This window comes from Bradyrhizobium sp. WBAH42, assembly GCF_024585265.1.
In the GTDB taxonomy this organism is placed as follows: Bacteria; Pseudomonadota; Alphaproteobacteria; order Rhizobiales; family Xanthobacteraceae; genus Bradyrhizobium.
The window spans coordinates 7,253,761-7,280,299 of sequence record NZ_CP036533.1; the positions used below are offsets into that span (position 1 = coordinate 7,253,761).

The window sequence follows — 26,539 nt, forward strand, 5'->3', positions numbered from 1 at the left end:
CATGCGTCGTATCGTCGTGACGGGAATCGGCGCGGTGTCGCCGCTCGGCTGCGGTGTCGAACTGGCCTGGCGCCGGCTGCTCGCCGGCCAAAGCGGATTGCGCCCGTTGCCGGAATGGGCAAAGGCGCTGCCGGCGCGCATCGCAGGTCTCGTGCCCGACAAGGCCGATGATGCCGAAGGCGGTTTTGATCCGGCGCACGCCGCCGCGCCCAAGGATCAGCGCAAGATGGACCGCTTCATCCTGTTTGCGCTGCTCGCCACGGCGGAAGCCGTCGCGCAGTCCAAATGGACGCCGCAGGATGCAGGCGCGCTGGAACGCACCGCGACGATCATCGCATCCGGCGTCGGCGGCTTTCCGGCCATGGCGGAGGCGGTGCGCATCACCGAGCAGCGCGGCGCGCGCCGGCTGTCGCCGTTCACGATCCCTTCGTTCCTCGCCAATCTCGCCGCCGGCCACGTTTCGATCAAATACGGCTACAAGGGCGCGCTGGGCACGCCCGTCACGGCCTGCGCCGCCGGCGTGCAGGCGATCGGCGATGCCGCGCGCATGATCCGATCAGGCGAAGCAGACGTTGCGATCTGTGGCGGCGCGGAGGCCTGCATCGACATCGTCAGCCTCGGCGGCTTTGCGGCGGCGCGTGCACTATCGAGCGGCTTCAACGACGAGCCCGCGCGCGCCTCGCGTCCGTTCGATCGCAACCGCGACGGTTTCGTCATGGGCGAAGGCGCCGGCATCCTGGTGATCGAGGCGCTGGAGCATGCGCAAGCCCGCGGCGCCACCCCGATCGCCGAGATCGTCGGCTACGGCACGACCGCGGACGCCTATCACATGACGTCGGGGCCGCCGGATGGCGACGGTGCGCGCCGCGCCATGGAGATCGCGCTCCGGCAGGCCAAGCTTGCGCCTGCCGATGTGCAGCACCTCAACGCGCATGCGACCTCGACACCGGCCGGCGACGAGAGCGAGCTTGGCGCCATCGGCGCGCTGTTCGGCCGCAACCGCGGCATTGCCGTCAGCGCGACCAAATCGGCAACGGGTCACCTGCTCGGCGCCGCCGGCGGGCTGGAAGCGATCTTCACCGTGCTCGCGCTGCGCGACCAGATCGCGCCGCCCACGCTCAATCTCGAAAACCCCGATGCGGGCGCTGACGGCATCGACATCGTCGCAGGTCACGCGCGGCCGATGCCGATGCGGCATGCCATCTCCAACGGCTTCGGCTTCGGCGGGGTGAATGCCAGCGTGATCTTCCGCCGGATGGGCTGAACGAGAGGTATTGCAATCGCCGCCCGCTCCGCTACGAAAACGGGATGATCGAAACGAATTTTGGGCTGTTCCTGGCCGCAGCTCTCCTCATTGCCGCAATTCCAGGCCCCGGCATTTTTTACGTCGCGGCACGAACCTTGTCGGAGGGGCGTGCCAGCGGCTTTGCCTCGACCGCGGGCACGGCGCTGGGCGGATTGGTCCATGTGGTCGCGGGCAGCCTCGGCATCTCCGCCATCCTCCTGGCCAGCGCGGAGCTGTTTGCTGCCGTGAAATTCGTCGGCGCGCTCTATCTGGTCTGGCTCGGCATCAAGACGTTTCGCAGCGCCGGCAGCAACCTGTCGCTTGGGAGCGAGCCCATCGGTGACAAGCGCGCGTTCCGCGACGGCGTGCTGGTCGAGGCGCTCAATCCGAAGACTGCCGCGTTCTTCCTCGCCTTCATTCCGCAGTTTCTCGATCCCGCTGGATCGAACCCGACGCTGCAATTCATCCTGCTGGGTGCGATCTCGGTGGCGTTGAACACGCTCGCCGATGTCGTGGTAGTGCTGATGGCCTCGGCGACGCGCGCGCAGCTGATCGGACGGCCGCTTCTGATGCGGCGCCTCACGCAAGGCTCCGGCGTTTTCATCGCGAGCCTCGGCCTCTCGCTCGCCCTGGCGCGGCGGCCGGCAAATGGCTAGCGCCCCGCAAGACTGCTTCTATGAATCGCACGGCCTGCGGCTGCATTACGCCGACTGGGGCAACGAGGGCGCACCCGTCGCCATCCTGGTCCACGGCGGTCGCGATCATTGCCGCAGCTGGGATCACATCGCGCGCTCGCTGCAACCGCATTTTCGTGTCGTCGCGCCCGATCTGCGTGGTCATGGCGATTCCGACTGGACGAAAGGCGGCAGCTACGCGCTGACAGAATATGTCTACGATCTCGCGCAGCTGGTTCGCAGCATCGCAGCGCCTCAGGTCACTCTGATCGGCCATTCGATGGGCGGCATGGTGAGCCTGATCTTTTCGGGCGCATTCCCCGAACGGGTCACCAAGCTCGTCGTCCTCGACGGCGTGACCATGTTGCCGGATGCAGCAAAGCCGCCGGTCCATGAGCGCATCGGCAAATGGGTCGGCCAGCTCGACAGACTGCACGACCGCACACCGCGCCGCTATGCGACGCTCGAAGACGCCGCCGCGCAGATGATGCTGCATAACAGGCGCCTCGCCCGCGACCTCGCGCTGGATCTCGCCATGCATGGCGCGCGGCAGAACGAGGACGGCAGCTATAGCTGGAAGTTCGATCCCTACCAGCGCGCCGCTGCGCCGCACCGGCTCTGGCCCGACGATCACATCGAGCTATGGTCGCGCATTACGTGCCCGACATTGCTGCTCAATGCCGGCGAAAGCTTTCTGGCGGGCGCCAGAGCGGCGGGCCTGGAGCGCTATTTCCAGAACGCGCGCGTTAAGACCATCGCCGGGGCGGGACACTGGCTGCAGCACGACAAGCCGCAAGAGGTGTTGGGCGAGATTCGGCGGTTTCTGGGATTGGCTGAGGAAAGCGGCGACTAGCTCGCTGCCGTAGGGTAGGCAAAGGCGCAACGGCGCCGTGCCCACCACGCATCCAGATTGCGCGAATGGATTGGTGGGCACGCTGCGCTTTGCCCACCCTACGGCAGTGTGCACGCATCACGCAGCTACATCCACGTCATTGCGAGCGTAGCGAAGCAATCCAGGCTGCCACCGCGGAGGGATTCTGGATTGCTTCGCTGCGCTCGCAATGACGGATAGAGCTAGCTCAACGTGCCCGCATGCACCCACCAGCCGGGGTGATCGCGGCGGATCTTTTCAGCGGCGGCATGCGCCTCGGCAGGCGCGCCGTAGATCGCAAAGCACGTCGCCCCGGAGCCGGACATGCGGGCGAGCTTGACGCTGGCGGAGGAGCGCAAGGCTTCCAGCACCTCGCCGATCACAGGCTCGATGCGCAGCGCAGGCGCCTCGAGGTCGTTGCCGACGGTGTCGAGAACCTCGACCCAATCGGAAATCGAGCCGCCCTCCTCCGGCCAGGCCGGCGCGCGGATGACGTCGGTGACGCCAACGCGGAGTTCGCCGTTGCGCAGGCCCAGCGCCTGGAACACGTCCTTGGTGGCAACCGGCACGCGCGGATTGACCATGACGCAGGGCATGCTCGGCAGCGCGAGCGGCAGCAGCTGCTCGCCGACGCCGGTCATGTCGCAGGCGCGCGAGAGCAGGCACACCGGCACGTCGGCGCCGGTCGCGAGCGCGACCTTCTGAATGCGGGGATCGTCGAGCGACAGATCGTTGAGACGCGCCAGGAGCCGCAGCGCGGCCGCGGCATCCGCCGAGCCGCCGCCGATGCCGGCCGCAACGGGGAGCACCTTGTCGAGCGCGAAGGCGCCCAGCTTCAGCCCAGGGACGGCTTCGGCCAGCAGCTTGGCCGCCTTGAGCACCAAATTGTCGGCGGTATCGCCGCAGGCGGCAGCCAGCGGCCCCGTCGTGGTCAGCTTCAGCTCGTCGCCCGGCTCCAGCATCAGCCGGTCGGCGCAGTCGGCGAACGCGACCACGCTTTCGAGATCATGATAGCCATCGGCACGACGGCCGACGACGCGAAGGCTCAAATTGACCTTCGCCCGCCCCTCTTCAATCAACGCCGACATTGGCGATCAGCCCCCAAAGACTCACTTGTCTGCGCATGATCTTATCGGAAAACCGCTACACACTTTTCCGGATCATGCGCGTAGCTTAACCGCCCTTGCCGTCGTCCTTCTTCTTCTCGGCCTGCGCCGCAGAAGAGTTCGAATTGTCGTCGGGAAGGCCACCAGCGATCTTGGCCTCGATCTTCGGCAGCTCTTCCGGCTCGGGCTTGAGATCGCGCGCATGCGACCACTGGAATTTGGCCTCCAGCGTGCGGCCGACGCGCCAATAGGCATCGCCGAGATGGTCGTTGATGGTGGGATCCTCGGGCTTGAGATCGATCGCGCGCTCGAGGTTCTTCACCGCCTCCTCGTAATTGCCGATGCGGTAATAGGCCCAGCCGAGGGAGTCGACGATGTAGCCGTCGTCGGGACGTTGCTCGACGGCACGCTTGATCATCTTCATGCCTTCGTCGAGATTCACGCCCTGGTCGATCCAGGAATAACCGAGATAGTTGAGAACGTGCGGCTGGTCGGGCTGCAGCTCCAGCGCCTTCTTCATGTCGGCCTCGGCCTTGGCCCATTGCTTGGAGCGCTCCTCGCAGATGCCGCGATAATAGTACCAGACGCTGTTGGCCTTGTCGTTGCCGGCCGGAAGCACGTCGATGCCTTTCGAATAGGTCGCGCCGCACTCGCCAAAGCGCTTGCGGCCGCGCTCGATATTGCCGAGCGCCATGATGGCTTCGAGGTCCTTGGCATCCTCCGTCGTGACGCCCTTGAGGATCTTGATCGCGTCGTCGGTGCGGTCGGCGGAATCGAGATCGATGGCGAGCTGGATCTGCGCGTTGCGCTTGAGCGGCGAGTTCGCGGGCACGCGCTCATAGACCTTGATCGCCATCTGCGGCCGCTTCACCGATTCATAAAGATCGGCGAGCGAGAGCAGCGCCAGCGGATGGCTCGGCTGCAGGTAGAGCGAGAGCTGGAGATAGACCAGCGCCAGATCCTCGCCGCCGCGGCGGGTCAGCGTCGCGCCGATGCCGTAGAGGGCTTCGGCAGCGCCAGCCTGCGCGGAATCGACCAGCGGCGGCATCTTCTTGCCGGCCTTGGTGTCGCGCAGGCCTTCCTGGATCAGCGGATGGCGTGCGAGCTTCTTGTCGAAAGCCTGATAGACATTGGTGGCCGCGGCGGAATCCTTGTTGCGCGACAGCCAGCGCGCATAGGCCTCGGTGACGCGCAGCATGGAATCGTCGAGCTTGTAGGCGCGCTCGAAGCGGGTGCCGGCGTCCTTCTCCTTGCCGGAGAGCTCCAGGATCATGCCGGTGTGAAGGTCCTTGAACAGCGGGTACCATTCCGGACCTGCCAGCTTGTCGATGGTGGCGACACCGCCCTTGGCATCGCCCGCACCATAGGCGGCCCAGCCCGACAGCAGCGTGGCGACGAGATCGGTGATGGGACCGCGGATCGACTGGTTGATGTTGGTCTGCGCGGCCGCGTACTTCTTCACCTTGAGATCATGCACGCCGACGACGAGGCGCGCGACGCGGTTGGTCTTGTCGATGGTGAGGATGCGCTCGGCGAGCTTGACCGCCTCCTCGATGTCGCCGTCGGCGACCGACGAGATGAAGGCACGATCGAGCAGCTCGTTGTTCTTGGGATCGGTGCGGAGCGCCGAACGGTAGAATGCTGCGGCCGATGCCGCGTCGCGCTCGACGCTGGCGTGGCGGGCGGCGAGATAGCTGCCGGCGCCGGTGAGCGACTTCAGATCGTTTCGCGTCGGGAATTGCGCCGCCGTGTTCTCCGGATGATCCGGCGTCTGCGCCAGGACTGCGCCGGGGACCGTCGCGATCGCAGTGCCCATGAGGGCGATGGCGGCAGCAGTCCAGCGGTTGAAACGATTTGAAAACATCAGGGCTCGCCTTGAGTTGGTGGTGCCTGGGTTTGCAGCAGACGGCTGTATCGCAAGCGAACGCAGCCGGTGACATCCGGGCCCGGAACCGTCAGGCCGACAATGCCGCTTTTGGCGCTTCGCCGCAAGGATTCGGACCGGCCGCTCCCCTCCGCACGCCCCCAAATCGGCCAAGTTCGATCAGGAGCAGCCCCAAGACGCCGCCACTATGGCCTTATCGTGGCCGCGGCGGCTCGCCGCAGCCTCGTCCTCACGGTAACGTGCGCCAGGTCACCCTTGCGATGCGCCCTCACATCGCCTCGTAGTTCGGGCCGCCACCACCTTCCGGGGGAACCCAGGTGATGTTGCCGTTGGGGTCCTTCACGTCGCAGGTCTTGCAGTGGACGCAGTTCTGGGCGTTGATCTGGAAGCGCGGACCGGAGCCCTCCTCGATCCATTCATAGACGCCAGCCGGGCAATAGCGATTCGAGGGACCGGCGTAGACGTCGTGCTCTGAGGTCTTCTGAAGGTTCATGTCGGTGACCTTCAGATGGATCGGCTGATCCTCCTCGTGATTGGTGTTGGACAGGAACACCGAGGACAGCTTGTCGAACGTGATCTTGCCGTCGGGCTTCGGGTAGGTCCTGGGCGCGTAGCTCTTGGCCGGATCGAGCGTGGCGCGGTCGGGCTTGACGTGCGACTGCGTGCCAAACAGCGAGGCGCCGAACAGCGTATTGCACCACATGTCGAAGCCGCCCAGCGCGACGCCGAGCACGGTGCCGAATTTCGACCACAATGGCTTGACGTTGCGGACCACGAACAGGTCCTTGCCGACCGATGAGGAGCGCCAGGCGTTCTCGTATTCGACGAGCTCGTCATTGGCGCGGTCGGCGGCGAGCGCGGCCGCAACATGTTCGGCAGCCAGCATGCCGGTGCCCATCGCATTGTGCACGCCCTTGATGCGCGGCACGTTGACGAACCCGGCCGCGCAGCCGATCAGCGCGCCGCCGGGGAAGCTCAGCTTCGGCACCGACTGATAGCCGCCCTCGGTGATCGCGCGCGCGCCGTAGGCGAGCCGTTTGGCGCCTTCGAACGTGCCGCGGATCGAGGGATGGGTCTTGAAGCGCTGGAATTCGTCGAACGGCGATAGATAGGGATCGTCGTAGTTCAGATGCACGACGAAGCCGACCGCGACGAGATTGTCGTCGTAGTGATAAAGGAACGAGCCGCCACCGGTCTTGAGGTCAAGCGGCCAGCCGAATGAATGCTGGATCAAGCCCTTCTGGTGCTTGGCGGGATCAATCTGCCAGACCTCCTTGAGGCCGATGCCGAACTTCGGCGGCTCGCTCTTGGCATCGAGGGCGAATTTGTTGATGAGCTGCTTGGTCAGGCTGCCTCGGGCGCCTTCGGCGAACAGCGTGTACTTGCCGAGCAATTCCATGCCGCGGGTGTAGGAATCCTTCGGCTTGCCGTCGCGGCCGATGCCCATGTCGCCGGTGGCGATGCCCTTGACCTTGCCCTCCTCGTCATAGAGCACCTCGGCCGCCGCAAAGCCCGGATAGATCTCGACGCCGAGCGCTTCGGCCTTGCGCGCCAGCCAGCGGCAGACATTGCCGAGCGAGCCGATGTAGCAGTGATGATTGTCCATCAGCGGCGGCATCATGAAATTCGGCAGCTTGATCGCGCCGCCGCCGGTCATCCAGTAGAAGCGATCGTCCTTGACCTGCGTCTTCAGCGGGCAGTCGGCATCCTCGCGCCAGTCCGGGATCAGCTTGTCGAGGCCCGCGGGATCAATGACGGCGCCCGAGAGGATGTGCGCACCAACCTCGGAGCCCTTCTCCACCACGACCACATTGACATCAGCATTGAGCTGCTTCAGCCGGATCGCGGCCGCCAGACCCGACGGGCCGGCGCCGACGATGACGACGTCGAATTCCATGGATTCGCGCGGGGGAAGTTCTTCGGTGCTCATCTGATCTCAGCCCTTGAGACGGTCCTCGGTCGTTTGCGCCCCCTTGTTTCCGATTTTTCCGGGTAGGACAACCTCGGAATCGCGTTCCGCCGGGATGCAAGGCCGCTCAAGGTGATATAAAAGTCAGACTTTCCCATGATCCCCGAACCCGCACCCACCGTCCGAGAGCTGCTCGCCTTCTATCTGGAGGCCGGTGTCGACTGCGCGCTTGCGGAGGAGCCGATAGACCGCCTGGCGGAAATCGATACGCCGCCACCCAGTCCGCGCGCGGCCCCGCCAGCCGAGGCGCCGCGCCCGGTCGCTGCGCCCGCGGTCATGCGCGGGGAAGCTGCGCCTGCACCGGAGGTCGCCATCGCCTCGGCACGCGAGGCCGCCCGCACCGCGCCGACCCTGGAGGCGCTGCGCGAGCTGATGCAGAATTTCGAGGGCTGCGCGTTGAAGCACACGGCGACGCGGCTGGTGTTCGCCGACGGCAATCCGCAGGCGCGCATCATGTTCGTCGGCGAGGCGCCCGGCCGCGACGAGGACATCGAGGGACTGCCTTTCGTCGGGCGCAGCGGCAAGCTGCTCGATCTGATGATCGGAGCCATCGGCCTCAACCGCACCACCGCCTACATCGCCAACGTCATTCCCTGGCGGCCGCCCGGCAACCGCACGCCGACGCCGCAGGAGACGCAAATCTGCCTGCCCTTCATCGAGCGCCAGATCGAGTTGGTGAACCCCGACGTGCTGGTGACGCTCGGCAATCCCTCGACGCAGACGTTGCTGGGAACGCGCGAAGGCATCATGCGGACGCGCGGGCGCTGGTTCGACTACGACACCGGCCAGCGGGTGATCCGCGCGCTGCCGACGTTCCACCCGGCCTATCTCTTGCGCTCGCCGGCCTACAAGCGGCTGGCCTGGCAGGACCTGCGATCGATCGCGAAGGCACTGGCGGGGGCGTGAGGGGCCGGTCCCTTCCGTCATTGCGAGGAGCGAAGCGACGAAGCAATCCAGAATCCCTCTGCGGAAAGATTCTGGATTGCTTCGCTACGCTCGCAATGACGACGGAGAGAGCATACGCGGGCGTCACGTCCCCTTCGGCCGCACGATGGCCCAGCCGATGCGCAGGAGCTGCTGGCGGCCGGTCACCAGCCATTCGAAGGCGCGCGGCACTTCCGGCACGATGCCGGGGAAGCGCTTGAGGATCTCCGGCGGCGGGGTGCCGGCGGTGTCGGAGGCGCGCCAGACCACGACGCCGCCGGTCTCGCTGAACTTGGTCGGGTTCATCCACGGCGTACGCGCGGGGTCGGCGTCGATGAACAGATGCGGCCGGCCGGAATGCAGCGCGATCAGGCTGGCGAGCTGGGTTTCGCCGGCGACGGCCCGCAGGCGATGGTTGGTGCGGCGGGCGAAGCTCTCGTCGAAGAAATCAGAGATCGCGCGCGCCGGCATCGAGGTCGCAATTTCGTTGGCGCCCGTCCAGGGCAGGAACAGGATGGCGAGCACGACGCCGGCGGCGGGCGCGGCGACGGCGGCGGCCCAGACCATGCGCAGCATCCGCGCGCGACGCATCGCGATGAGATCGCCGGCCGCGACGACCACGGCAAGCCCCGACATGATCAGCACGACGCCGGGGCCGCCGACCACGGACTCGAGCCCCAGCAGGCCGGAGATCAGCACCGCACCGAGCGGCAGAGCGAACGCGAAGAAATAGACGAAGTTGCGCGCGAGCGGCTCGACCGGCGGGCGGTAGATGATCGGCGGCTCCTCGCCCTTGCCGGCGACCACCCCGGTGTTGAGAAAGGTCAGCGCCGGGATCGCTGCCGCCCCGAGCACCAGCCCGCCGAACAGCCAGGCCGCATGCAGCGCGCGCGCGTTGAGCTCGGCGACTTGCGGCAAGGCCGGCAGCGTCAGCGTCTCCGCACGCATCAGCCAGACCGCATAGGGCAGCGCCAGCACGGCGACCACGATCAGCGCGAACAGCGGATCGAGCCCGCGCAGCGTCCGACGACCGCCGGCGGTCGAGACCGCGAAGACGACGATCAGCAGCAGCAGGAAGATCGCGGCGGGCGTCGTCAGCAGCAGCAGGCCGGCTTCGATCGACCAGGCGAACCAGGCATTGCCGCGGCGCTGGCCGATGATCTGCCAGGAGTGCAGCAGCAAGAGCGCCCAGAGCGGCCGCGCCAGGATCAGCGGGCCGAAGTCCAGCGCCGAGGAGGAGAACGCCAGCACCGTCATGGTCAGGAGCACGGCGAGCACCGCCTGCTGCGAGCCGACCACGGCGCGGGAGAGATGATAGAGCGCGATGAATGTCGCGATCTCGCAGAGCTCGGCGAGTACGTAAACACCGAACATGTGGCCGCCGGCGGCGCGATAGGCGATGTCGGCGAGCCAGATTGGCAGCGGCGGGCCGAGATCAGTGCCGACCTGGTATTCCCTGCCGAAGGCCAAGAGGGCCGCGAGGGTGCCGGGCGGGCTGCGGTAGAACACCAGCGCCACGAACAGCCACATGGCGGCCTGCAGCAGCACGGCGATCCACACGATCAGCCGCGGCCGGGCGCGAATGAGCTCGATGACCAGGGAGGTAAACCGCATACAACGTCCGAAGGTGCAGCCAACCCGTCCAGCCGGCCCTATTCGCTCACCTCTGTTTTGATAATGGGCGTCACGGGTTGTGGCAACCGCCGCGGATCGTCATGCCCGGGCTTGTCCCGCCTGCGCGGCCATGACGCGCGGATGCCGTCGAAGGATCAGCTAGAGATTTACGGAGGCGTCGATCTCGACGCTCGCCTCGACGTGCACCTCGACCTCGGTCACCGAGAACAGGTCCGGCACCGGCTCGACGGTCCAGGGCATGTGCTTGGCGCGGGCGGCGGCAACGGGGGCGAAGAAGCTGCGGTGGTGGATGGAGGGGCCGAGGCGATCGAGCGCGTCGAGATGCTCGGGGACGGCGTAGCCCTTGTGCTGCTCGAAGCCGTAGCCGGGGCAGTCCTGCGCCAGCGCGCACATCAGCCGGTCACGGGTGACCTTGGCGACGATGGAGGCCGCGGCGATCGACAGCACGATACCGTCGCCGCCGATCACCGCCTCGCAATCGCATGCGGTATCGAGCCGGTCGCGGCCGTCGACGAAGACGTGCCTGGGCGCCTCCGGCAGGGCCACCACGGCACGCTTCAGCGCCCACAGCGAGGCGCGCAGGATGTTGTCGCGGTCGATTCGCCCCCGCGACGCGACGGCGACCGAGACCTGCGCGGTGGCGCAGATCTTGTCGAACAGCTTTTCGCGCTCCTCGGCGGTCAGGCGCTTGGAATCGTCGATGCCGCGCGGAATGCGGTCGGGGTCGAGAATTACCGCGGCGGCCACCACGGGACCTGCCAGCGGGCCGCGGCCGGCCTCGTCGCAGCCCGCGACCGGCCAGACGCCGCGCTTGATCAGCGCGCGCTCGCGGCGGAAGCTGGGGGGAGCGACGGCGATGATGCCTTTCTTGCCGGCGGCGGCAACCTTCGCAGCATTGGCCGCAGACGTCTTGGCCACAGGCGCTTTAGCCGCCTTGTCAGGCGCAGTCTTGTTCGCGGCCTGCTTCTTGGGCGCGTCTTTGGCTGGGGTTTTGGCGGACTTGTCCCGAATCATGGCCGGGATCGTGCGCCAGGGGGCTTCGCCAGCGCAACCGGGAACCCAGGATATTCCCGTTATTCAGGCCGGGCGCCCTACGCCCACCGCCAATCAGAACAGGCTGAGCTGATCGCCGTTCCGCTTCGGCCGCGCAAAGTGGTCCGTCGTCAGCTTGGAGCGCCGTTTGTTGAGGCCGAGCCTGTCGCAGGCGATCTCGAAGCGGCGGCCGACGGTCCAGGCCATCGGTCCCGTGCCCTTCATCCGTTCGCCCCATTTGGCGTCGTAGTCGCGCCCGCCCCGCATGTCGCGGATCAGGGTGAAGACGTGGCGGTAGCGGTCCGGATAGTTCGCCATCAGCCATTCGCGGAAGAGATCGCGCACCTCCAGCGGCAGCCGCAGCAGCACATAGGCGGCTTCCTTGACGCCGGCATGGGCGGCGGCATCGAGGATGCGCTCGATCTCGGAATCGTTCAGTGCGGGAATCACGGGCGCGACCATCACCGTGGTGGGGATGCCGGCCTCCGAGAGCTGCTTGAGCGCCTCCAGCCGCTTCGGCGGAGTCGAGGCCCGCGGCTCCATGGTGCGCGCCAGCTTCGGGTCGAGCGAGGTGACCGAGATCGCGACCTTGGCGAGGTTGCGCTTGGCCATCCGCTGGAGAATGTCGATGTCGCGGAGCACCAGCGCCGACTTGGTGACGATGCCGACGGGATGCCCAGCGCCCTCCAGCACTTCCAAAATGCCGCGCATGATTTTGCGCTCGCGCTCGATCGGCTGGTAGGGATCGGTGTTGGTGCCGATCGCGATCATCCGCGGCTCGTAACCGGGGGCCGCAAGCTCCTTCTCGAGCAGCAAAGGAGCATCGGGCTTGGCGAACAGCTTCGACTCGAAGTCGAGCCCGGGCGACAGGCCGAGATAGGCGTGGGTCGGCCGCGCGAAGCAATAGACGCAGCCGTGCTCGCAGCCGCGATACGGATTGATCGATCGGTCGAAGCCGATGTCGGGGGAATCGTTACGGGTGATCACCTTGCGCGAGGTGTCGACGGCGACCGTGGTCTTGAACGGCGGCAGCTCGTCCAGGCTCTGCCAACCGTCATCGAAGGCGACGCGCGCCTCGGCCTCGAAGCGGCCGCTGGCGTTGGATTGTGCGCCCCGCCCCCGCCTTCGCGCGCGGTCGATGGCGACGCCGAGTTCAGGGAAATCCGAAGGCGCACCCGCCGGCTCGGAGGGCGCCGTGACCGGCGGGTGCTTGAGAGCATGAGAGGATGCTGGACTCATGCAGCCAAGATAGCACGACACAGGAACAAATCAAGAACACAAACAAAAATCGTGAAAACAACCCCATGCACAGTAGAGCTGCCCAAACTTCGCGCGTCCGCCTTTGACCTCACGCAACACGGCCGTCACGGCCATCCCGTTTCATGCCCGACGGATCGATCACCGCGGAACCGGGTTGGTGACGATCGCGAAGTGAAGGTCGGCAGGAACATGACAATCCAACAAAAAACGGCCGAAGCGAGCAGCGACCTCGATCTGCTCGATCGCTATTGGCGCGCCGCCAACTACCTCTCGGTCGGGCAAATCTACCTGCTCGACAATCCGCTGCTGCGCGAGCCGCTGCGGCCCGAGCACATCAAGCCGCGTCTGCTCGGACATTGGGGCACGACGCCGGGCCTGAATTTCATCTATGCCCATCTCAACCGCGTCATCCGCGCGCTCGATGTCAGCGTGATCTATGTCTGCGGTCCCGGCCATGGCGGCCCCGGCATGGTCGCCAACACCTATCTCGAAGGCAGCTACAGCGAGATCTATCCTGGCATCGCGCGCGATGCGGACGGATTGCGCAAGCTGTTCAGACAGTTCTCCTTCCCCGGCGGCATCCCGAGCCACGCCGCGCCGGAAACGCCGGGCTCCATCCACGAAGGCGGCGAGCTCGGCTACGCGCTTGTGCACGCCTATGGCGCGGCATTCGACAACCCGGACTTGATCGTCGCCTGCGTGGTCGGCGACGGCGAGGCCGAAACCGGGCCGCTCGCTGCGTCCTGGCACTCAAACAAGTTCCTGAACCCCGCCCATGACGGCGCAGTGCTGCCGATCCTGCATCTCAACGGCTACAAGATCGCCAACCCCACCGTGCTCGGACGCATGCAAGACGCGGAGATCCGCGACCTCTTCCGCGGGCTCGGCCACGAGCCGCTGTTCGTCAGCGGCGACGATCCCAAATTGATGCACCGGGCCATGGCCGATGCGCTGGACGTCGCATTCGCCAGCATCCGCTCGATCCAGCAACATGCCCGCGACGGCCGCACGCGCGTCGAGCGGCCGCGCTGGCCGATGATCGTGCTGCGCAGCCCGAAGGGCTGGACCGGCCCGAAGCAGGTCGACGGCAAGAAGGTCGAGGGATTTTGGCGCGCCCATCAGGTGCCTGTCGCAGGCTGCCGCGAGAACCCGGCGCATCTCAAGGTGCTCGAAGACTGGATGCGCAGCTACGAGCCGGAAAAACTGTTCGACGAAGGCGGCGCGCTCATTGCCGAGCTTCAGGCGCTCGCGCCGGAAGGCACCAGGCGGATGGGCGCCAATCCACACGCCAATGGCGGCGTGTTGAAGAAGGAGCTGAAGCTGCCGGACTTCCGCAGCTTCGCGATCGAGGTGCCGCAACCCGGCGAGGTCGTGGCGGAAGCGACGCGCGAGCTCGGCAAATTCCTGCGCGACGTCGTTCGCCTCAACGCCCAGCATCGAAACTTCCGCATCATGGGCCCGGACGAGACGGCATCGAACCGGCTCGACGCCGTGTTCGAAGCCACCGAACGCGTCTGGATGGAGCCGACCGAGCCTTACGACGTGCACCTCGCGCAGGACGGCCGCGTAATGGAGGTGCTGAGCGAGCATCTCTGCCAGGGCTGGCTGGAGGGCTACCTGCTCACGGGACGGCACGGCTTCTTCTCCTGTTACGAGGCCTTCATCCACATCGTGGATTCCATGTTCAACCAGCATGCCAAATGGCTGAAGGTGACGCGCGAGCTGCCGTGGCGGCGTCCGATCGCCTCGCTCAATTATCTCCTGACCTCGCATGTCTGGCGCCAGGACCATAACGGCTTCAGCCATCAGGACCCCGGTTTCGTCGATCTCGTCGCCAACAAGAAGGCGGACATCGTCCGCATCTACTTTCCGCCGGACGCCAATACGCTGTTGTGGATCGCCGATCATGCCTTGCGCACCTACAACCGCGTCAACGTGATTGTCGCCGGCAAGCAGCCGGCGCCGCAATGGCTCTCGATGCAGGACGCCGCGACGCATTGCGATGCCGGCATCGGCATCTGGACCTGGGCGGGAACGGAGGACGGCAAGGGCGAGCCCGACGTGGTGATGGCCTGCGCCGGCGACGTGCCGACGCTGGAGACGCTCGCCGCCGTCGACCTCCTGCGCAAGACGCTGCCGGATTTGAAGATCCGCGTTGTCAACGTCGTCGACCTCATGACGCTGCAGCCGCGCGAGCAGCATCCGCACGGCCTGTCCGACCGCGACTTCGACAGCCTGTTCACGCGCGACAAGCCTGTGATCTTTGCCTATCACGGCTATCCCTATCTCATTCACCGGCTGACCTATAACCGCACCAACCATGCCGGCATGCATGTGCGCGGCTTTGCCGAGGAGGGCACCACGACGACGCCCTTCGACATGGTCGTGCTCAACGAGCTCGACCGCTACCATCTCGCGATCGAGGCCATCGAACGCGTGCCGGGACTGGCGACCAAGGCCGCGCAGGTGAAGCAGCAATTCCGCGACAGACTGATCGAGCATTCCCGTTATGTCCGCGAGCATGGCGAGGACATGCCTGAGATCCGCGACTGGGTCTGGCAAAACAGCGCCGGCGGCAACACGCCGACCGAGGCCGGCGACTAGCGATGACGGACGCGGTCCTCGTTCTCAACTCGGGATCGTCGAGCATCAAGTTCGGCCTGTTCGATGTCGCGGTGGCCGAGCCTGCCCTGCTTTGCAAGGGCCTGCTGGACGAGCACGAAGCCAAACCCCGGCTGGTGGTGAAGGGCCCCACGGGCGAAGACCTGTTCGAGACGAGGAAGGGGGCGCCGGAGGCAGCCGGCGGCCATCTGTTCGCCGACGTGCTCGCCTTCATCGAGGACCGGTTCGGTGGACGCAGCCTGCGGGCCGTCGGCCACCGCATCGTTCACGGCGGGCCGGATCATTCAGGCCCGGTGGTCCTGACCGACGACATCATAGCGAAGCTGGAGGCCTTGACGCCGCTCGCGCCGCTGCACCAGCCGCGCTGCCTCGCGCCGGTGCGCACGCTCGCGGCGATCAGGCCCGGGCTGACGCAGATCGCGTGTTTCGACACCGCCTTCCACCACGGCCTCGCACCGCCGGCGAACCGCTTCGCCATTCCCCGGCGATTCGAGGCGCGTGGCGTCAGGCGCTACGGCTTTCACGGCCTCTCGTTCGAATATGTCGCGGGACGGCTTGCCGAGATCGCGCCGGAGCTCGTCGCAAAGCGCACAATCATCGCGCATCTCGGCAATGGCGCCAGCCTCTGCGCCTTGCGCGATGGCCGCAGCATCGACACCACGATGGGGCTCACGCCGCTCGACGGCCTCGTGATGGGCACGCGTTGCGGTGCGATCGATCCGGGCGTGCTGCTCTATCTGCAACAGCACGAGAACATGCCGGTCGCAGAGGTCCAGCACCTGCTCTATCACGAGTCCGGGCTCATCGGCGTCTCCGGCATCTCTGCGGACATGCGCACGCTGCTGGCAAGCCACGAGGCTGCGGCGCATGAGGCCGTCGATCTCTTCACCTTCCGTGCCGCGCAGCAGGTCGCGATGATGGCGACCACGCTCGGCGGCCTGGACTGCCTGATCTTCACCGGCGGCATCGGCGAGCATGCAAAGGAGATCCGCAGCGCGATCGGTGAGCGGCTTGGGTGGTTCGGCATACGAATCGACGCAGCGGCGAACGAAACAGCATGCGAGCAGATCAGCGGCGCCGATAGTACCGTCGACGTATTCCTCATTCCGACGAACGAGGAACTAATGATCGCTCGGCATTGCGCAGCGGTGCTGCGAGCGATGTGAGCTCCAGCCGAAAAGGGAGTGTCGTAGGGTGGGCAAAGCGAAGCGTGCCCACGGCCGGTGGGCACGGCGCAAGTGCGCCTTTGCCCACCCTACGATTCTGCAGACGATGATCGCTCATCCGGCTAGCGGATGATATCCGCCAAGCCGTCATTGCGAGCGAAGCGAAGCAATCCAGACTGGTTCTGCGGCGGGATTCTGGATTGCTTCGCTTCGCTCGCAATGACGAAGAATGCGGCGGCCGCGCAGATCAATCGTACTGTCCTGTCATGCCTGCAATAGGATTCCCGCTCTCAGTGCGTCCCCGACCAAATCTGAAAACACCCGATCGCGACCTCGATCACGATCAGCACCACGACGGCAATCTCCAGGCGCAGCGAGCGCTGGGTATCGATGATGTCGGTCAATGCGTTGGCGGTCTCCGACACCGCGGCGAGCTTGCGCTCGAGCGTGTCGAGGCGCTCCTTCAATTCGTACTCGTCCTCGAGACGGGAATAGAGCCGGTCGAGCTCGGGCTTCTCCCAGAGCACGTCGGGCTTCTCCGCCACCGCGACGCGGCCGGCGACGCGCTGCTGCACCAGCAGCGCGTTGCCAATCAATTGCAGAATGCCCTTGCGTCGGCGCGGCGTGCGGCCGTGCTCGGCGAGCTCCCGTGCAAACGGCTCGATGACGTCGAACACCGCGGCGACGCGGCGCTCGTCGCGTGCCAGCGACGTGCTCTTGGCAAGCGCATCCGCGACCAGCAGCAGCCGGTCGTCGGAGAATTTGGCGAGGCAGATCGGCCCGCCCGGCTGGATCGTCTCGGCGGCTTCCTCGTTGCAGAGCTGCGCCTGCGCGATCTCCTCCTCGTACGGGCTGAGCTCTCCGGTCACGCGGGATTTCAGGTTGTCGACGAGGACCTTCTCCTCCGACGGCAACAGCCCGATCAGCACGACGACGCCGTAGCGAAAGATCACGGCAAGGCCGGCATGGACGCGGAAGGCGGCCGGCGTCGAGGACACCAGCGTGCCGATTTCGAGGCTGGACGCATTGATGCGCTCGCCCAGCATCAGCGCCCGGATCCGCAAGGTCGGCGCGGCCTCCTGCTTCGGCGACGTCGGCGCCGCGTTAACGGCGAGTTGATCGGCGTTCATACAAGGTCTCTCCCGGCACCGAGATCACGCATTTCGTTCGACCTTCCCCCAAGCTGCCGCCTCGTCCGAGGAAACCGACGGCCCGCGCGGCGTATGCCGCCATGAAGCTCCGGGTTAATACCGTCAGGATCAGCTTGTGCCGAAACATTCGGCAATATTGCCAGCCCGCGCCGGACACATTTGACTGCTAGAACTGGCCGCAGTTTACCATCGCACGCCGAAGCGCCGTCCGAAAGTTGCACTCGGCAGCGCGACGGGTCTATGACAACATCATTGCAAAACTACGCTTCTCCCGAAGTGCAGACACCGAAGCCTCAATCATGCTGAGCGTCATCATTCCGACCGAAGGCGTCGAGCAGACGGCGGTCGCAACCCTCGCCGCGCTGGTCCCCGGCGCGGCCGCCGGCGTGATCCGGGAAGTTCTTCTGGTCGACGGCACGCGCAACGGCGTCATCGAACGCGTTGCCGACGTCGCAGGTTGCCGTTTCATCGGTTTCGAGGGACATTCGCAAGGCGCTGCGCTCGCCGCCGGCGCGCTCCAGGCCCGGTCGCCATGGCTGATGTTCCTGCCTGCCGGTGCCGTGCTGGAAACCGGCTGGATCGAGGAGACCACCCAGTTCATCCAGGCCGTCGCCACCAGTGGCCGGGATCGTGCGGCGGTGTTCCGCTATGCGCGCTCGCCTTACGGAAATACCGCGTTGCGCGACGTCCTCTGGGCCGTGGCGCGAAAGCTCGTCGGTCCGCTGGGCGATCAGGGACTTTTGATTGCGCGTGATCATTACGATCGGATCGGCGGCTACCCGCCCCACGCCCGTCATTCCGAGGCGCGGCTGCTCCGGCGGCTCGGCCGGTCGTCCCGGACCATGCTGCGCAGCCGGATCGTCATGGTCGGCTGAAGCGCCGAGATACTTGCCAACGTCAAATAATTAATTGACAATGGCAAATATCGAGGTGATCCCATGCTATCGAAAGCTTCGCCGTCAAGCGCCGTGGCCGAACAGGTCACGGGCGACCATGTCGCGGCGGTCCGCGCCTTCAACCGCTTCTACACCCGCAAGCTCGGTGTGCTCGACCAGCACCTCGGCAAGAGCCCGTTCTCGCTCAGCGAGGCGCGGGTGCTCTACGAACTCGCCCATCGCGACGACCTTGCGGCAAAAGAGATCGGCAGCGAGCTCGGTCTCGATCCCGGCTATCTCAGCCGCATCGTCCAGAGCTTCGACGAAAAGGGGCTGATCACGCGAAAGCCCCTGCCCGCGGACCGCAGGCAATACCAGCTCAGCCTCACCGCCAAGGGCCGGCAGGCCTTCGCCAAGCTGAACCTGAGCTCGCAAAACGAGGTCGCCGCGATGCTGGCTCAGCTCTCGCCCGGCGATACCACGCGGCTCACACAGGCCATGGCGACCATCGAGGCCGTGCTGGAGCAACGCCGAAGCCAGCCCGCGTCCTTCATGCTGCGCAGCCATCGCGTCGGCGACATGGGCTGGGTCGTCTCCCGCCAGGCTGCCGCCTACGCCGCGGACTACAACTGGGACATCAGCTACGAGGCGCTCGTCGCCGAGATCTGCGCGCAGTTCATCAGGAATTACGACGCCGCGCGCGAGCACTGCTGGATCGCGGAGGTCGGCGGCGAGCCGGTCGGCTCGGTGTTCCTGGTCAAGGCCACGGACGAGATCGCCAAGCTCCGCCTGTTGCAGGTGGAGAAGAAAGCACGGGGCCTCGGTGTCGGCCGCGCACTGGTCGAGCAATGCATCCAGGGCGCCCGCGAGCGCGGCTACAGCAAGATGACGCTGTGGACGCAGAGCATCCTCGTTGCCGCACGCGGGATCTACAAGAGTACGGGATTCAAGCTGGTCGCGACCGAGCCGCATCGCAGCTTTGGTGCCGACCTGGTCGGAGAGACGTGGGAGCTGGATCTCTGATCTCGGTGCGGGCGCGATGCGCATTGCTGCGCCCTCTCCCCTTGGGGGAGAGGGCATCTCCGGTGGCGGACACACACTCGCTTGGGTGAGGGGTATGTCTCCGCGAGCATCAGTGCAAGCGGATAGATACCCCTCATCCGGCGCTTCGCGCCACCTTCTCCCGCAAGGGGAGAAGGGAAGAAAGCATCATCGTCCGCAATCAAACCGTCGCGCCCTGCGCCTTCGGCCTGCGCAGATGCTCGTCCAGCCGCGGCATGATCTCGACGAAGTTGCAGGGGCGCGTGCGGTAGTCGAGCTGGGCCGCCAGGATGCCGTCCCAGCCGTCGCGGCAGGCGCCGGGCGAGCCGGGCAGGCAGAAGATGTAGGTCGCGCCGGCGACGCCCGCCGTGGCGCGGCTCTGGATCGTCGATGTCCCGATCTTGGCGTGGCTCAGCAGATGGAAGGCGATGGAGAAGCCGTCCATGCGCTTCTCGAACAGCGGCTCGATCGCCTCCGGCGTGACGTCGCGTCCGGTAAAGCCGGTGCCGCCGGTGGTGATGACGATGTCGACGCCGCTATCGGCAATCCAGCGGCGTATCACGGCGCGGATCGCCTCGACATCGTCGGTAACGATCTCGCGCGCGGCGAGATGATGGCCCGCGGCGGTGAGACGGTCGGCGAGGGTCTGGCCGGACTTGTCATCCGCCAGCGCGCGCGTGTCGGACACCGTGAGCACCGCGATGTTGAGCGGGATGAATTGTTTGGATTCGTCGATGGAGGCCATTTGCGCTTCTTTCGTGTCCCGGACGCGATGCAGCGCGTCAGCGGTGCGTCGCAGAGCCGGGACCCATTTCGGAGGCTTGGGAGACCGGCAATGTGGGCCCCGGCTCTGCAGCGCATCACTTCGTGCTACGCAGCGTCCGGGGCAAGTCCTCGCCTACAACCCTCCGGCGCCGAACGTGTTGCAGGCCTGGACCGTGCCCTGCTGGTAGCCGGTCATGAACCATTGCTTGCGTTGCGCCGCCGAGCCGTGGGTGAAGGAGTCGGGCACGACGCGGCCGGTGGCCTGGCGCTGCAGCGTGTCGTCGCCGATCGCGCTCGCCGTGCTCAGCGCGGCCTCGATGTCGCCGGGCTCGAGGAAGTTCGGACGCTTCTTCGCCTCGCGGTTGACCCAGACGCCGGACAGGCAGTCGGCCTGCAGCTCGACCTTCACCTGGAGCGCATTGGCCTCGGCCTTCGAGCCGACCTGCTGCTGCAGCCGCGTCACGCGTGGAATGATGCCGAGCAGGTTCTGGATGTGATGGCCGGCTTCATGCGCGATGATGTAGGCCGTGGTGAAATTGCACGCCGACTTGCCGGAGCAGCCGCGGAAGCGCGTCTCGACCTCGCGGAAAAAGCCGGTGTCGAGGAAGATGGTCCGGTCCGGCGGACAATAGAACGGCCCCATCGCCGACTGCGCCATGCCGCAGCGCCCGCCGTTGGTGGCGTTGCGGAACAGCACGATCTTCGGACCGGTATAGGTCTGGCCGCTGGCCTGGAAGATCTCGGTCCAGCGATCGTCGATCTCGCCGAGGATGCCGGAGATCATGCTGCCCATCTCGTCGGTCGGCGCGCCGCGCTTGCCGGAGGAGGCCTGGCGATCGGTCTGGTAGCTCGGCGCATGGCCGCCGCCGGTGAGGATCTCGGCGCCGCCGATCAGGATGCGGGGATCGATGCCGAAGGCGTAGCCGACCAGGCCGAGGATGATGATGGTGCCGCCGGCGCGGTGCACGTCCTCGACATGCACGTCGGCGACCGACGGGGCGACCTTGCAGAGCACGGGCACGCGGCGCGACAGCCGGTCGATGTCGCGCATGGTGAACTCGACCTGCCCTTCATGCCTCGATGTCGTCGCTGCGGCGGAAGTCATCGTAGCGCATGGCGGCCTTTCCTCTGGGGTCCCTGATTTAAGTTTCGACGGCGCACGGAAACGCGAAAGCTCAACGCGCCACATACGTAAAATTTCCGTTGCTTTTATCAATATCGTGGCCGGCAAAAATTGCCTAGTGCGACAGCCTGTCGACGCCAGCAAATTTTTCCGAGGGCCGAGCAGTTTTTTCCGAGAGAAATTTACGGCCTTTTTGCCGCCACGATCGGTCCCGCGAGCCGCGCGAGCGCGAAATACACTGTAAAACAAGGCGAACGCGCACGACAACTCATGCACGAAGGATGATGCGAGGACTGCTCACGAAAGCAGCGGATTAAGTCGATTTTTACTTTGCCCCTTCAATGTAACGGCCAGTCGGTTGTTTGGTCCCGCGTCGCCGACAGCGTCGCCTGAGTCAGAGTTCTTGAGTCATGGTAGAGTCGCGTCGCGGGGCGTCTGCAAGGGCGCCCCGCACAAATTTTGAGTCCCCTTCGCATCGCATCATCCTCGGCGATTGCGTCGCCGAGATGTCGAAGCTCCAGGCAGCCAGTGTCGATCTGGTGTTCGCCGACCCGCCCTACAATCTGCAGCTCAAGGGCGATCTCAAGCGCCCCGACGAATCCCATGTCGATGCCGTCAACGACGACTGGGACAAGTTCGATTCGTTTGCCGCCTATGACGATTTCACCCGCGCCTGGCTGCTCGCCGCACGCCGCGCCATGAAGCCGTCGGCAACCATCTGGGTGATCGGCTCCTATCACAACATCTTCCGCGTCGGCGCCATCATGCAGGACCTCGGCTTCTGGCTGCTGAACGACATCGTCTGGCGCAAGACCAACCCGATGCCGAATTTCCGCGGCCGCCGCTTCACCAACGCGCACGAGACCATGATCTGGGCCGCGCGTGACGAAAAAGCCAAGGGCTACACGTTCAACTACGAGGCGCTGAAGGCCGCCAACGAGGACGTGCAGGCGCGGTCCGACTGGCTGATCCCGCTCTGCACCGGCGACGAGCGCCTCAAGGGCGCCGACGGCAAGAAAGTGCATCCGACGCAGAAGCCGGAAGGCCTGCTGGCGCGCGTGCTGCTGTCCTCGTCCAAGCCCGGCGATCTCGTGATCGATCCCTTCAACGGCACCGGCACCACCGGTGCGGTCGCCAAGCGCCTCGGCCGCTCCTATATCGGCTTCGAGCGCGACAAGACCTACGCCAAGGCCGCCGAGGCGCGGATCGCCAAGGTCGAGCCGCTGCCGGAAGAGAGCCTTGCCCCATTCATGACCGCGCGCGAGGCACCGCGCGTTGCGTTCTCCGAGCTGATCGAGCGCGGCATGATCATGCCCGGCACCAAGCTGTTCGACGCCAAGAAGAAGCTAGGGGCGCTGGTGCGCGCCGACGGCGCCATCATGCTCGGCGACAAGGTCGGCTCGATCCACCGCATCGGCGCGGTCGCGCAAGGCGCGCAGGCCTGCAACGGCTGGACCTTCTGGCACGTCGAGACCAAGAAGGGCCTCAAGCTGATCGACGAGCTCCGCGCCGAGATCCGCGCCGGCATGGCGGCGGAGTAGTTTTCCGCCGTCGCCCGCCCGGGAATGACGGAGTGTTGATCAACGACGTCCTCATTCGGGACTAGGATCACGCGTCAAACCGTCCTGACGGGCCGGCTCCCATGCGACGACAGTCCGAGACATTGCTGCTGGTGCCACTGCTGCCGATCTTCCTGATCGGCATGTTTCCCATGTTCCTGATCGCGCTTCTCGGGTTTTTCGGCCTGGCGCTGTTCGGCGTGCTCGTGATCTGCGTCGGGCTCGCCAGCAGCAACGAGGCGCACGACAACTTCAACCAGGACGTCATCGTTCACGGCTATTCGCGCGGTTCGGAGCGCGCGGCGCGGGCGTCCGACATGCATCTCGCCGCCCGGCTCGGCCTGCGGCTGGAGGCCGTGGGTGCGGCCATGGTCATCGCGGCGGCAATCGGCCTCTGTTACGCCGCCTGATCTGCGTACCGCGCAGACACCGCCCGGCAAACTCGCCGGTTGCTCTCTCCGACGAGGTTCAGGCAAGACAGGCTCGCCCAACGACGCCGCGTCCGCGCGCGGCCATAGACACCGGGGAGATGCTTGATGCTCAAGTTCTATTTCAATGGATCACCTAACCCGACCAAGGTCGCGCTCTATCTCGAAGAATCCGGCCTGCCTTTCGAGCCGGTGAAGATCGACACCCGCAAGGGCGAGCAGTTCACGCCGGAATTCCTCAAGATCAATCCGAACGGCAAGGTGCCGGCGATCGACGATGGCGGCACCATCGTGTTCGATTCGAACGCCATCCTGCTCTATCTCGCCGAGAAGGCCGGCAAATTCCTGCCCTCCAACCGCGCCGAATTGCTGTCGTGGCTGATGTTCGTCGCGAGCGGCGTCGGGCCCTTTTCCGGTCAGGCCGTGCACTTCAAGCATTTTGCACCGAAGGACCAGAACCACGACTACGCCCACAACCGCTATCAGTACGAGACCGACCGCCACTACAAGGTTCTCGACAGCCACCTCGAAGGCCGCCGCTACATGGTCGGCGACAGCTATTCGATCGTCGACATGGCGCTGTGGGGCTGGGCGCGGATGGTGCCGTTCAAGCTCGGCGACGACGCCTTTGCGCGATACCCGAACGTGAAGCGGCTGTTCGACGAGATCTCGGCGCGCCCGGCGGCGGCGCGCGCCATCGCCCTGAAGGACAAGTTCACCTTCAAGGCCGAGATGGACGACGAAGCGCGCGCCAACATGTTCAGGCACATGACGACCAAGGTGGCCTGATCGCGCCGCTTCGAGGCCACGCGCATGCGCGTGGCCTTTTGCGTTCGAGACTTCAGGCGGCGTGGACCGAGCTCAGGAACTTGGCGACTTCCTGCTTCAGCCGGTTGCTGTCGGCCGAGAGCGAACGCGCCGCCGACAGCACCTGCGAGGAGGCCGAGCCCGTCTCGGAGGCGCCGCGCTGCACGTCGCCGATATTGGACGAGACGAGCTGCGTGCCCTGGGCCGCCTGCTGGACGTTGCGGGAGATCTCCTGCGTCGCCGCGCCCTGCTGCTCCACGGCGGCGGCGACGGTCGACGAGATCTCCGACAGCCGCTCGATGGTGCCGCTGATCTCCCTGATCGAGCCGACCGACTCCTCGGTCGCGGCCTGGATGCCGGAGACCTGCTGGGCGATCTCGCCGGTGGCCCTGGCCGTCTGCTCGGCGAGCGCCTTGACTTCGGTCGCGACCACCGCAAAGCCGCGGCCGGCTTCGCCCGCACGCGCCGCCTCGATCGTGGCGTTCAGCGCCAAGAGGTTGGTCTGGCCGGCGATGGTGCTGATCAGCTCGACGACGTCACCGATCCGCGCGGCGGCCTTGGAGAGGGCGCCGACGCGCTCGTTGGTCCGGCTCGCCTGACCGACAGCCTCGGTGGCGATGCGGGCGGATTCCTGCACCTGGCGGGCGATCTCGGAGACCGAGGAGGAAAGCTCCTCGGTCGCCGAGGCGACCGCCTGCACATTGGCCGAGGCCTCCTGCGAGGCGCTGGCGACCCCCGTCGAGAGGTCCTGGGCCCGCGCGGCGGTCGTCGTCAACGTGCCCGCGGAGGCTTCGAGCTCGCTCGATGCCGACGACACCGTGTTGACGATCTCGCCCACCGCCTGCTCGAACTGATCGGCGAGCCTGGCCATGTCTTCCTTGCGGCTCTCGGCCTGCCGCGCCTCGAGCTCTGTCTGCTCGGCGCGCATGCGCTCGGTCTCGATCATGTTGTCCTTGAACACCTGGATCGCCTTGGCCATGTCGCCGATCTCGTCGGCCTTGCCGCGGCCGGGAATCTCGACCTCGAGATTGCCGCCGGCAAGCCGCCCCATCGCCTGCGTCATTGAGGTCAGCGGACCGACGATGCTGCGTGCGATCAGGACGGCGACGATGCCGCCGAACAGGATGGCGAGGATGCCTGCGATCTCCTGAACGGTCGTCGTTCCCGCAAGCACGGCTTCGGCATTGTTCCGCGAGTCCCGATAGTCCTTCTTCAGCGTGGCTTCCGTGGTCTTGAGCTTGCCGATGCTGTCGACGATGAGGGGCGCGAGGTTCTTGTGGTAGATCTCGTCGGCCTGAAGCATCGCGGCCGACGTCGCCTCGAACGCCGACTTGTAGAGGGCGAGCGAAGTCTTCACCGGCGCGAGCGCAGCTCGCAGCTCCGCCGCCTGCGGGCTCTTCTCGAGCGCCGCGAGCCGTTGCGCGGCCCTGTCGACGCTCGCCCTGAAGGTCGCAGGTCCCTGGGTATCGCGCAGCGCCAGAAAACGCCAGTTTGCGATCCGCACGAGCAGGATTCGGGATTCGAGATCGGCGACGAGGGAAGCGGTATCCTCATCGACGGCGGCGCGCGCCACGTCGACGAGCTTGCCCGTCTTGGTGGCCAGCTCCTCGCCGCTCGGCAGCAGCGTCGCCTTGCCCGTTCTCGTCTCGTTGACGGCGTCGCCGAGATTGTCACGCAGGCGTCGCATTTTGGCGATGTCGTCGATCAGGCCGCTGTAGAGCGCGCGCCGCTCCTCCGACAGCGTCCCCTGCGCGCCGACCCGCAGCAGCTCGGTCGCGGCGGTTTCCCGCTCCTGCGCCTCCTTCATTGCGGATTCGTTGGCGTCGTAGACGTAGCGCAAATTGGCGCGCTGAATCGCCTGCAGATGGGCCGATATTTCCAGCACCCGCGCCGTGCTGTCCGAGAGGGCGGATTGTCTTGCGACCTGATCCTGCACGTCCCGCAAATTCCAGACGGCAACCACCGCCATCACGAGACCGACCGCCACCAGGGCCATGAAGCCTGCGTACAGGCGTCCCCTGATCCGCAAACGAAATTTCGGCATTCCCACTGTCCACCCAGATGCATGTGAATTCGAGGGACCGAACAACTCCGGCGATTGTCACGGCCACTCCGACAGCCGCACGCCGCGCCACTGGCGGCCTACGCTGCACCGCGACACAATGGGGGACACTTCTTAATTGAACCTTCAAATTCCTCGCGCGCGCGGTCTCGGCCCGCAGCAAATCTGCTGATTTTGTCGGCAGCTATGCAAAGCCGCATGCGAATGCGCCGGGCCATGCAGACCGATGCATGCCGTTCGTCAGAGATGCTTCCGGACCACCCGCACTGACGCCGGTGGTCCGAGGCTGCATCCTGTAT

At 66.0% G+C, this 26,539-nt stretch carries 21 protein-coding genes; 11 read left to right on the plus strand and 10 right to left on the minus strand.

Features of this window, described 5'->3' with window-relative positions; genetic code table 11:
- The first annotated feature begins 1 nt into the window (after position 1).
- Genes fabF through DCG74_RS34185 form a run of 3 tightly spaced genes read left to right on the plus strand, consistent with a single transcriptional unit; the run spans position 2 to position 2,812 of the window.
- Positions 2 to 1,264 (plus strand): beta-ketoacyl-ACP synthase II, encoded by a 1,263-nt coding sequence (gene fabF, locus DCG74_RS34175; protein WP_172787510.1) that lies wholly within the window; start codon positions 2 to 4, stop codon positions 1,262 to 1,264.
- Between the two features lie 44 nt (positions 1,265 to 1,308).
- Positions 1,309 to 1,941 carry a LysE family translocator gene (locus tag DCG74_RS34180; protein ID WP_172787511.1) on the plus strand — a complete coding sequence of 211 codons (633 nt, stop codon included), beginning with the start codon at positions 1,309 to 1,311 and terminating at the stop codon, positions 1,939 to 1,941.
- A complete protein-coding gene (locus tag DCG74_RS34185) occupies positions 1,934 to 2,812 on the plus strand; it encodes an alpha/beta fold hydrolase (protein ID WP_172787512.1) in 879 nt (292 codons plus the stop codon). The genes DCG74_RS34180 and DCG74_RS34185 overlap by 8 nt, the downstream gene beginning before the upstream one ends.
- 221 nt (positions 2,813 to 3,033) lie before the next feature.
- Here DCG74_RS34185 and DCG74_RS34190 read toward each other — a convergent pair whose 3' ends face one another.
- The 3 genes from DCG74_RS34190 to DCG74_RS34200 all read right to left on the minus strand — a co-directional run bounded on the left by DCG74_RS34190 (position 3,034) and on the right by DCG74_RS34200 (position 7,751).
- Entirely contained in the window at positions 3,034 to 3,918 is an 885-nt protein-coding gene (locus DCG74_RS34190) for a 4-(cytidine 5'-diphospho)-2-C-methyl-D-erythritol kinase (RefSeq protein WP_172787513.1), read from the minus strand.
- A gap of 85 nt (positions 3,919 to 4,003) precedes the next feature.
- On the minus strand, positions 4,004 to 5,800 hold the full coding sequence (locus tag DCG74_RS34195; RefSeq protein ID WP_172787514.1) for a tetratricopeptide repeat protein: 1,797 nt from the start codon (positions 5,798 to 5,800) through the stop codon (positions 4,004 to 4,006).
- Between the two features lie 289 nt (positions 5,801 to 6,089).
- Positions 6,090 to 7,751, minus strand: a complete 1,662-nt coding sequence (locus tag DCG74_RS34200) for an electron transfer flavoprotein-ubiquinone oxidoreductase (protein WP_172787515.1) — start codon at positions 7,749 to 7,751, stop codon at positions 6,090 to 6,092.
- Between the two features lie 135 nt (positions 7,752 to 7,886).
- On the opposite strand from DCG74_RS34200, the gene DCG74_RS34205 reads away from it, so the two are divergent.
- Complete coding sequence (locus DCG74_RS34205) at positions 7,887 to 8,696, plus strand: uracil-DNA glycosylase family protein (RefSeq protein WP_172787516.1); 810 nt, start codon at positions 7,887 to 7,889, stop codon at positions 8,694 to 8,696.
- A gap of 123 nt (positions 8,697 to 8,819) precedes the next feature.
- Here DCG74_RS34205 and DCG74_RS34210 read toward each other — a convergent pair whose 3' ends face one another.
- From DCG74_RS34210 to DCG74_RS34220, 3 genes are all read right to left on the minus strand, one after another.
- Complete coding sequence (locus DCG74_RS34210; RefSeq protein ID WP_172787517.1) at positions 8,820 to 10,328, minus strand: glycosyltransferase family 39 protein; 1,509 nt, start codon at positions 10,326 to 10,328, stop codon at positions 8,820 to 8,822.
- A 159-nt stretch (positions 10,329 to 10,487) separates the two neighbouring features.
- A complete protein-coding gene (locus DCG74_RS34215; protein ID WP_172787518.1) occupies positions 10,488 to 11,363 on the minus strand; it encodes a ribonuclease HII in 876 nt (291 codons plus the stop codon).
- Between the two features lie 93 nt (positions 11,364 to 11,456).
- Positions 11,457 to 12,620, minus strand: a complete 1,164-nt coding sequence (locus DCG74_RS34220) for a PA0069 family radical SAM protein (protein ID WP_172787519.1) — start codon at positions 12,618 to 12,620, stop codon at positions 11,457 to 11,459.
- Positions 12,621 to 12,830: 210 nt separating this feature from the next.
- Here DCG74_RS34220 and DCG74_RS34225 point away from each other — a divergent pair, with 210 nt between their 5' ends.
- Together DCG74_RS34225 and DCG74_RS34230 are read left to right on the plus strand one after the other, a co-directional pair.
- On the plus strand, positions 12,831 to 15,245 hold the full coding sequence (locus DCG74_RS34225) for a phosphoketolase (protein WP_172787520.1): 2,415 nt from the start codon (positions 12,831 to 12,833) through the stop codon (positions 15,243 to 15,245).
- Positions 15,246 to 15,247: 2 nt separating this feature from the next.
- A complete protein-coding gene (locus DCG74_RS34230) occupies positions 15,248 to 16,429 on the plus strand; it encodes an acetate/propionate family kinase (RefSeq protein ID WP_172787521.1) in 1,182 nt (393 codons plus the stop codon).
- A gap of 290 nt (positions 16,430 to 16,719) precedes the next feature.
- Here the strand turns inward: DCG74_RS34230 and DCG74_RS34235 are convergent, their stop codons facing one another.
- Complete coding sequence (locus DCG74_RS34235; protein ID WP_172787522.1) at positions 16,720 to 17,559, minus strand: RMD1 family protein; 840 nt, start codon at positions 17,557 to 17,559, stop codon at positions 16,720 to 16,722.
- A gap of 320 nt (positions 17,560 to 17,879) precedes the next feature.
- On the opposite strand from DCG74_RS34235, the gene DCG74_RS34240 reads away from it, so the two are divergent.
- Positions 17,880 to 18,455 carry a glycosyl transferase gene (locus DCG74_RS34240; RefSeq protein WP_172787523.1) on the plus strand — a complete coding sequence of 192 codons (576 nt, stop codon included), beginning with the start codon at positions 17,880 to 17,882 and terminating at the stop codon, positions 18,453 to 18,455.
- Between the two features lie 63 nt (positions 18,456 to 18,518).
- Complete coding sequence (locus tag DCG74_RS34245; protein WP_172787524.1) at positions 18,519 to 19,478, plus strand: helix-turn-helix domain-containing GNAT family N-acetyltransferase; 960 nt, start codon at positions 18,519 to 18,521, stop codon at positions 19,476 to 19,478.
- Between the two features lie 199 nt (positions 19,479 to 19,677).
- Here DCG74_RS34245 and moaB read toward each other — a convergent pair whose 3' ends face one another.
- Positions 19,678 to 20,241, minus strand: coding sequence for a molybdenum cofactor biosynthesis protein B (gene moaB, locus DCG74_RS34250; protein WP_172787525.1), 564 nt, complete (start codon positions 20,239 to 20,241; stop codon positions 19,678 to 19,680).
- Between the two features lie 153 nt (positions 20,242 to 20,394).
- Positions 20,395 to 21,366: a neutral zinc metallopeptidase gene (locus DCG74_RS34255; RefSeq protein WP_257187469.1), complete on the minus strand. Its 972-nt coding sequence runs from the start codon at positions 21,364 to 21,366 to the stop codon at positions 20,395 to 20,397.
- Positions 21,367 to 21,794: 428 nt separating this feature from the next.
- Between DCG74_RS34255 and DCG74_RS34260 the strand changes: the two genes are divergently transcribed.
- From DCG74_RS34260 to DCG74_RS34270, 3 genes are all read left to right on the plus strand, one after another.
- A complete protein-coding gene (locus DCG74_RS34260) occupies positions 21,795 to 22,925 on the plus strand; it encodes a site-specific DNA-methyltransferase (protein ID WP_172785940.1) in 1,131 nt (376 codons plus the stop codon).
- Between the two features lie 101 nt (positions 22,926 to 23,026).
- Positions 23,027 to 23,353 carry a hypothetical protein gene (locus DCG74_RS34265; RefSeq protein ID WP_172785939.1) on the plus strand — a complete coding sequence of 109 codons (327 nt, stop codon included), beginning with the start codon at positions 23,027 to 23,029 and terminating at the stop codon, positions 23,351 to 23,353.
- A gap of 126 nt (positions 23,354 to 23,479) precedes the next feature.
- The gene (locus tag DCG74_RS34270; RefSeq protein WP_172785938.1) at positions 23,480 to 24,160 is read left to right on the plus strand and encodes a glutathione S-transferase family protein; all 681 of its coding nucleotides are present in this window, start codon (positions 23,480 to 23,482) and stop codon (positions 24,158 to 24,160) included.
- A gap of 52 nt (positions 24,161 to 24,212) precedes the next feature.
- On the opposite strand, the gene DCG74_RS34275 is transcribed toward DCG74_RS34270, so the two are convergent.
- Positions 24,213 to 26,222, minus strand: coding sequence for a methyl-accepting chemotaxis protein (locus DCG74_RS34275; RefSeq protein WP_172785937.1), 2,010 nt, complete (start codon positions 26,220 to 26,222; stop codon positions 24,213 to 24,215).
- Positions 26,223 to 26,539 lie beyond the last annotated feature (317 nt).